At 63.7% G+C, this 7,451-nt stretch carries 8 protein-coding genes; 5 read left to right on the forward strand and 3 right to left on the reverse strand.

Annotated elements, in window-relative coordinates; genetic code table 11:
- The first annotated feature begins 169 nt into the window (after positions 1-169).
- Genes C1876_RS17270 through C1876_RS17280 form a run of 3 tightly spaced genes read left to right on the forward strand, consistent with a single transcriptional unit; the run spans position 170 to position 2,518 of the window.
- Positions 170-901: an ABC transporter ATP-binding protein gene (locus C1876_RS17270; protein ID WP_114547959.1), complete on the forward strand. Its 732-nt coding sequence runs from the start codon at positions 170-172 to the stop codon at positions 899-901.
- The gene (locus C1876_RS17275; protein WP_114547960.1) at positions 898-1,716 is read left to right on the forward strand and encodes a hypothetical protein; all 819 of its coding nucleotides are present in this window, start codon (positions 898-900) and stop codon (positions 1,714-1,716) included. Before C1876_RS17270 ends, C1876_RS17275 begins: the two co-directional genes overlap by 4 nt.
- Positions 1,717-1,720: 4 nt before the next feature.
- Positions 1,721-2,518: a hypothetical protein gene (locus C1876_RS17280; RefSeq protein ID WP_114547961.1), complete on the forward strand. Its 798-nt coding sequence runs from the start codon at positions 1,721-1,723 to the stop codon at positions 2,516-2,518.
- A 30-nt stretch (positions 2,519-2,548) separates the two neighbouring features.
- Here C1876_RS17280 and C1876_RS17285 read toward each other — a convergent pair whose 3' ends face one another.
- The 3 genes from C1876_RS17285 to C1876_RS17295 are packed head-to-tail and all read right to left on the reverse strand — an operon-like array spanning position 2,549 to position 3,900.
- On the reverse strand, positions 2,549-2,857 hold the full coding sequence (locus C1876_RS17285) for a HigA family addiction module antitoxin (RefSeq protein ID WP_114547962.1): 309 nt from the start codon (positions 2,855-2,857) through the stop codon (positions 2,549-2,551).
- A gap of 12 nt (positions 2,858-2,869) precedes the next feature.
- Entirely contained in the window at positions 2,870-3,151 is a 282-nt protein-coding gene (locus C1876_RS17290; protein WP_114547963.1) for a type II toxin-antitoxin system RelE/ParE family toxin, read from the reverse strand.
- A gap of 41 nt (positions 3,152-3,192) precedes the next feature.
- A complete protein-coding gene (locus tag C1876_RS17295) occupies positions 3,193-3,900 on the reverse strand; it encodes a pirin family protein (protein ID WP_114547964.1) in 708 nt (235 codons plus the stop codon).
- Positions 3,901-4,192: 292 nt separating this feature from the next.
- Between C1876_RS17295 and C1876_RS17300 the strand changes: the two genes are divergently transcribed.
- Both C1876_RS17300 and C1876_RS17305 read left to right on the forward strand, forming a co-directional pair.
- Positions 4,193-5,734, forward strand: a complete 1,542-nt coding sequence (locus C1876_RS17300; RefSeq protein WP_244910198.1) for a flavocytochrome c — start codon at positions 4,193-4,195, stop codon at positions 5,732-5,734.
- A gap of 111 nt (positions 5,735-5,845) precedes the next feature.
- The gene (locus C1876_RS17305; RefSeq protein WP_114547965.1) at positions 5,846-7,315 is read left to right on the forward strand and encodes a helix-turn-helix transcriptional regulator; all 1,470 of its coding nucleotides are present in this window, start codon (positions 5,846-5,848) and stop codon (positions 7,313-7,315) included.
- Positions 7,316-7,451: the final 136 nt, after the last annotated feature.

Genomic DNA, 7,451 nt, shown 5'->3' on the forward strand with positions numbered 1-7,451 from the left:
CCCGAAGCACCCGAAGCGCCGGTGATGTAGCCCAGCTCCTCCGTTCCGCGACTCATCACGATCGCTCGATGAGTCGCGGAACATCCCTCAACAAACAAACCAAGAACGCACATTGATCGGCTGGCCGCAGCTCGAGGCTCGTGCTGTCTTTTCACGATGAGGAGAGACCATGGAAACCAACGTGATCGAATTGAGCGGCATTTCGAAAGCCTACCGTCGCCATGTCGTGCTGGGGCCGCTCGATCTGAGCATCCGAAAAGGAGAGATATACGGTCTCGTTGGCGAAAACGGTGCCGGCAAAAGCACGTTGATCCGAATCATGACGGGATTGACCCATCCAAGCACGGGCTCCGTCTCCTTGTTCGGACGCACAAGTCCGCGCGAATCCAATCAGCAACGAGCGCGCACGGGATACCTTCCTGACGGAAGCGCGCTCTACCCGTCCATGAGCGCGCACGATAACCTCGAGATCCGACGAACGGAATGGGGCATTTCCGACAAGAAATGCATCGAGCGGGCGCTGGTCGAGGTCGGGCTTTCTGACGTAGGCCGAAAGAAGGTGCGCTCCTACTCCCTCGGCATGAAACGACGGCTCGATTTGGCAGTCGCGCTCCTTGGCGAACCCGAACTCCTCATTTTGGACGAGCCCACGAACGGATTAGACCCTACCGGCATCATCGAAACGCGCGAACTCCTCAAACGCTTGAACCGCGAACGCGGCGTCACCATCATCGCATCGAGCCACATCCTGACGGAGCTGCACGAAATGGCTACGCAGTATGTATTCCTCAGCCGCGGAAAGCTCGTGAAGAACATGTCGGCTACCGAGCTTGACCGGTGCGACAACGGGAACCTGGAAGCGTGTTATGCCAAAATCGTGAGCGCAGGAGCCCCGCGATGAGGACGCTCGTATGGTGCGAAGCGCGCAAGATCCTGCGCTCAAGAGCACTCTATCTCATGCTTGCCGCATCGGTGGCGTTCACGGCACTCACCGCGCTGTCGCCCGCAGACACGGGCGGGCAAATGTTCATGATGGCGGGAGACCCGTTTCGCATCGGCGGAGCGATCGGGTTCATCGGCAACGTTGTGGACCCTGAACGAATAGGGGCCTCGGCAATCAGGACATCGTTTCTCTTCACCCCGTTCTGGTTGCCCGTTGTTATCGTGTTCACCGTGCATATGCTCTCCGCCGATTTCCTTTCTAAGAGCATGGCGGTCTCCAAAGCAAAAGGGGTTGGTCTCGGCAAAACGGTCTTCGTGAAAATCACCATGATCTTCGCTTCCGTCGGACTTTGCTACAGTGCAAGCTGCGCCGCGTCCTTCGCGATCAAAGCAAACGAGTACGGCACTGTGCTTTCGCCCGCCGACTTTGGGCTGCTCTTCGAAGCGTTAGGCACGAACGTGCTTCTGCTCTGCGCGCTATCGTGTCAGACTGCGCTGCTGTTCCTTCTCCTTCGACGCCAGCTCCCCAGCGTACTGGGATCGCTGTTCTATACCGCATACGTGCTCGTAGGCTATCCGGCCTCGTACGGGCTATCGGGAGAAGGAGTTTTCGGCTCCTTGATCTTCGCAGCAAGCCCCGCGTATCACCTCATCAACGTCAGCTCGTTGAGCTTCGAAGCGATTCCGCTCCTCTGGGGCGTAGCTTACGGGACAGCAGCCATCGTGATCGCTTTGGGATGCGCCGTGGCGGCAGCAAACGTCCGGGAGGTGTAGCGCCATGTTCAAACGAATGCTTTCTGCGGACTTCAAGCGAATCCGTTTCCTGCACCTGATTCCGCTCTGCTTAGCATACTGCCTGCTGATCTCGACCATCTACCTTTGCGCACACGACAGCGCATGGGTGAACGTTCCAGCGCTTGATGCAGGAACGTGGGGATTTCTTCCCCAACTGGCCTCCCATTCCGATCTTGTGGAAAGCACGCATACTCCGCCCGACGCCGTGGCTTGTGCGGCAGTGGCTCACACGGTGTTTTTCCCTCTTCTCGTCCTCACGTTCGTCTATCGACTGTTCTTCAAAGACATGGAGGAATACGCCGCTCGAACCTCTTTCGCCCACGGCGTTTCGCGATTCTCTTATGTTTGCTCCAAGCTCACCGCCACGACCATCGTTTTGCAGAGTTGCTATATCCTGTTCAGCATCGTCATAGGCGTATCGTACGCCATCACGATCCAACCCGAGCCTCTTGCGCAGGTCCTGAGCATAACGGGGGGAAAGATCGCGCTGAACTGCCTTGTCAACGAAAGCTTCATCGCCTTTTGCATCGCTTTGTTTGCCTGGATTCGCAGCGGTTCGGCAGCGGTCGGCGTCATCTTCACCGCAACGTTCGTCGGGCTGATCGCGCAAATGGCATACCGGAATGCTGAGCTTCCCGTGCACATGGGATACTGGGCGAAAGCGAGCGGTTTGACCGACTTCGCTTTGCAGCTGCCCGCCACGTTGCTGTTCTCGATCGTGAGCTTTGCGCTATGTGCAGCAATAGCGTTCGTCGGGATCGTTCGTTCCTCGAAATGGTAACGACGCTGCCGCCATGCGCACGAGCGCAACCTACGCGCTCAGTTGTTTGATGGCTTCGAATTCGTCATGGTGGAGATCGAGCGACTCCCACAAATCGACGCTGCGCTGCAGGTTGAGCCAGTATTCCGCCGAGGTGCCGAACAGGCGGCTCAACCGCACCGCCATCTCCGTACTGAGCGCGCGCCGCTCGCGCACCAGCTCGTTTACCGACTGACGCGACACGCCCAAACGCTCTGCGATGCCCGCAACCGTCAACCCGTAGTCGGGCATGAATTCCTCGCGCAACACCTCGCCCGGATGCGTCGGTTTGCGCGCCATGATCGTCATATACTGCTCCATCGTCTCACCGCCTTAATGGTAGTCGCAAAACTCCACGTCGTACGCATGCTCGCCCTCGAACCGAAAGCAGATGCGCCATTGATCGTTCACCGCGACGGCATGCTGGCCCTCGCGATCTCCTTTCAGCGCATGGAGCCGGTTGCCGGGAGGCACGCGCATGTCGTCGATCGACGCCGCCGCGTCAAGCATGTCGAGCTTGCGTACTGCACGCGCGGCGACATCGACCGGCACACGCTTAGCTGCGCCGTCGGCAAACAGCGATTCGGTCCGTTTATCGGCGAACGACTTGATCATGCTCACCAGTGTAACGCGTCACGTGACACGCGTCAAGCATGCTACCCCTCGTCGGCGGGCATGTCGAAGAGGATGTAGTGGGACGGGGTTTTCGAGCGGATGGTGACTTCGCGGGTGGCGGTGATCTCGGCGGCATCGCCTTCGCGCAGCTCGTTGCCGTTCACCATGCCCTCGCCCTCGATCTGGATGAGGTAGGCCTGGCGGGCCGGGTCGAGGTCGTAGTACAGCATCTCGTCGGCGCCGAGCACGCTCACGAGCACCTTCATGTCCTGATGGATGCGGATGGGCGCGAAACCCTCATCGCCCGAGGCTATGGGCATCCACTTCCCCACGCGATCTTCCCAGTTGAAGCGGTGGTCGCCGTAAGCGGGCTCGACGTTGGGCGTGTCGGGCAGAATCCAGATTTGCAGGAAGCGCAGCGGCTCGCTCGTGTCGTTGAACTCGCTGTGCATGATGCCGCTGCCGGCGCTCATGTACTGCACGTCGCCACGCCCGAGGCGGCTGCCGTTGCCCAGGCTGTCGCGGTGCGTGAGCTCGCCATCCACGACGTAGCTGATGATTTCCATATTATCGTGCGGATGCGTGTCGAACCCGCCGTGCGGGTCGAAGCGGTCGTCGTTCACGACGCGCAGCGCGCCGAACTTGATGTTCTCGGGGTTGTAGTACTCGGCGAACGAGAAATGGAACTGGCTGTGCAACCATCCGCGGTCGCTTCTGCCCATGTCCTCGTGCTTGATGACCTTGATCATGGTGCTGGCTCCTTCTAATAGTGTGATGGTTCAGATCATAGCGTGCGCTCGTGAGCCCCACGTGGCGAACGCCTGACGCGCGCGTAACGGCCTGGTGCGATGACGCTCGACACAAACAAATGTTTCACGTGAAACACGGCCTCGTGCCAAAACCACCCGATTCGGGTGTAGGCCTCCCCCGTATCTGCGCTGCCGCCGCGCAGCCCCTCCGCGTAGTCTTGCGGTCATCGAAAACAGCGCGTTCGGCCAATACGGGAAACGGCCGGCCATGCACGAGGAAAGGGGATTCACCATGCGCCACACCACCACGACGGACGGCACGCAGGGACGCAAGGGCGAAGGCAAGCGCGAAGCGAAGGTCATGGACCGCCGGACGTTTCTCGCCGGGGCGCTGGGCTCCGGCGCGCTCGCGGCGCTCGGCTTGACGAGCATGACGGGCTGCGCGCCGCGCGAGGCAAGCGCCGCCGAAGCGCGTCCCGGCGGCAGCTTCGACGTCGTCGTGATCGGCGCGGGCGGCGCGGGCATGACGGCGGCGCTGAGCGCGAACGACGCAGGCGCAAACGTCATCGTGCTCGAGAAGATGGCCGTGGCGGGCGGCAACACGTGCTTCGCCGAGGGCGGCATGAACGCCTGCGGGACGAAGGTGCAGGCCGAAGCCGGCATCGAGGACAGCGTCGAGCTGTTCGCCGCCGACACGTACAAGGGCGGCCACGACCTGGGCAACAAGGAACTCATCGAGTACCTGTGCGCCCATTCGAACGAAGCCGTCGAGCGCCTGGCCGAGCGCGGCATGTTCCTCACGAAGCTGTCCACCTCGGGCGGCGCGAGCGTGCCGCGCATCCATCGGCCCGAAGACGGCAGCGCCGTGGGCAAGTACCTCGTGAAGCACCTGTGCGAGCGCTGCCAGGAGCGCGGCATCGACGCCGTCACGCACATGACCGTGCAGGAAATCCTCGTGGAAGACGGCCGCATCGCCGGCGTGCGCGCGCTCGACGACCGCAGCGGGCTGGTGACCGAGTATCGCGCTCCGGCCGTCATCGTGGCGGCGGGCGGGTTCGGCGCCAACCACGAGATGCTGGCCCAGTACCGCCCCGAGCTGCTGCACGCCGTGACCACGAACCAGCCGGGCGCGCAGGGCGAGGGCATCGCCCTTGCGCAGGCGATAGGCGCCGACGTGGTGGACATCGAGCAGATCCAGGTGCACCCCACGGTGGAGCAGAGCACGTCCATCCTGCTGAGCGAGGGCATCCGGGGCGACGGCGCCGTGCTGGTGAACAGCGAGGGCGCGCGCTTCACCGACGAGCTGCTCACGCGCGACGTGGTGTCGGCCGCCGAATGGGAGCAGCCCGGCGGCTGGGCGTACGCCGTGTTCGACCGCAAAGTGTACGACGAAAACAAGAGCATCAAGGAGAAGTTCGAGAAGAAAAACCTCGCCCTCGTGGCCGATTCGCTCGAAGCGCTCGGCGCGCAGATGGAAACCGACGCGACGGCCTTCATCGCCACGATGGACGCCTACAACTCCGCCATCGCCTCGGGAGCCGACGACCCGCAGGGCCGTTGGAAGAGCCGCTACCCCATCGACGAGCCTCCCTTCTACGCCATCAAGGTGGCCCCAGGCATCCACCACACCATGGGCGGCCTGCGCATCGACGCCGAGGCGCACGTGCTGGACGCCGCGGGAGGGCGCATCGCGGGCCTGTTCGCGGCCGGCGAAGTGACGGGCGGCATCCACGGCGGCAACCGCCTGGGCGGCAACGCCATCTGCGACATCAACGTGTTCGGGCATCGTGCGGCCGAAAGCGCGGTGGCCTACCTCGACACGCTCGACCGATAGCCTTGCACCCGGTTTCCGGCGGGTTCCGCACCGCCGGAAACCGGAACCGTCCCCCGCGTGTATGGTATGCTGATCCGGACAACGGGAGGCGGCAGGAAGAGGGGCACGGACGTGGACGCGAGGCAGCAGGTACGCGAGCGCGCGGCCGCATACGCACCCCTGTTCTCGCTCAACCTCATGGGCCTCGTGGCGGTGCGCATCTGGATACAGTGCGACCTCTACGACCGCTACCTGTCCACCGATTCGGGCATCGTGACCATCGTCACCAACCTGTTCCGCGTCGTGGTCATCCTCGCGCTCATCGCGTTCGCCATACGACGCGGCTTCTCCGAGCGGGTTCAAAGCAAGCTCTTCGCCGCATCCATCGCAGCCATGACCGTCGCGAGCGCGCTGTTCCTGGCGAACACGGCGGCCCCCTCCCCCGCGCTGCTCTGGACCGCATGCCTACTGGCCGGGTTCGGCATCGCCTGGGGCGGCGGACGGTGGATCTGCCTATTCGTGCGGCTTTCCGCACGCGAGGCCCTGTTCTACGCGTTCGCCTCGCTCGGCGCGAGCGCGCTCGTGGGCTTCTTCCTGGGGCTGCTGCCGGAACAGGTGACCTACCTCGTTGCCATCCTCATGCCGCCCCTGTCATACCTGGCCTACGAACGAGCCGAGCGCCTGCTCGACGAACGCGCCTCCGACGCGCCGCGCGACGCCGTGTACGATGCGGAGCCGCGCGCGACCTTCGTGCGACTCGGGACGGGCATCGTGCTGTTCAACCTGGCGCTCGGCGTGACCCGCGGCTTCCCGCACGGCGCGTCCATCGAGCTGCCCCTGCCGTTTCAGGCGCTTCATCAGGGCATCGTCATCGCGCTGTGCGCGGGCGTGGTGTGGTGGGGGCTCGTTGCGGGCCGCGGCCTGCGGTTCTCGACGCTGTGGAACGTGTCCATGACCTTCATCGCGCTCGGCGCGCTCGTGCTTGCCACGACCCAGCCGGCGCTCGAACCCTGGGGCGCCGCGGCCGTGGCCGTGGCGAACACCTTCGCCGTGGGTTTGCTGTGGTTCAGCTGCGCCGACATCGCGCGTCACACGAGCCTCGGCGCGCCCGTCGTGCTGGGCCTTGCCTGGGTTGCCCACATCGCGCCGCGCGAGGTGGGGCGGACACTCATCTGGGTGGCGGAACCGCGCACCGAGACGGCCGTGATCATCGCCACGGGCATCGTGCTGCTGCTGGCGGCCAGCATGGCCTTCCTGCTGAGCGACCGAGTTCCCGTCACGCGTCCGCTGTTCGCCGAGCTGCGCCGGGGCGGGCGCGCCCGAAAGGCCGCAGCCGCCTCCGCGGCACCCGCTCCGGCGGAGCCCGTCGTCGACCCGCTTGAGGGCCGGCTCGTCCTGCTGCGCGAGCGCCATTTCCTCACCGAGCGCGAATGCGACGTCGTACGCTATCTGGCACAGGGGCGCAGCAAGACCGCCATCGGCGAGAAGCTGTTCATTTCCGAGAACACCGTGCGCACCTACGTGAAGAACATCTACGGCAAGCTCGACGTGCACAACAAGCAGCAGCTGCTCGACTTCCTCGACGCCCTCGACGCCGAATAGGGCCCGCGCCCGCAGGGACGCATTCCGAGCACGGGCCGCCTAATACACAAACAAATGTTTCACGTGAAACACTCGGGAAGGTTCGAGTGTGCGTCCTCGCGCCCCGCGCTCAGCCCTCTCCCCTCGTCCCCATCCC

The organism is Eggerthella sinensis (assembly GCF_003339815.1).
GTDB lineage: Bacteria > Actinomycetota > Coriobacteriia > Coriobacteriales > Eggerthellaceae > Eggerthella > Eggerthella sinensis.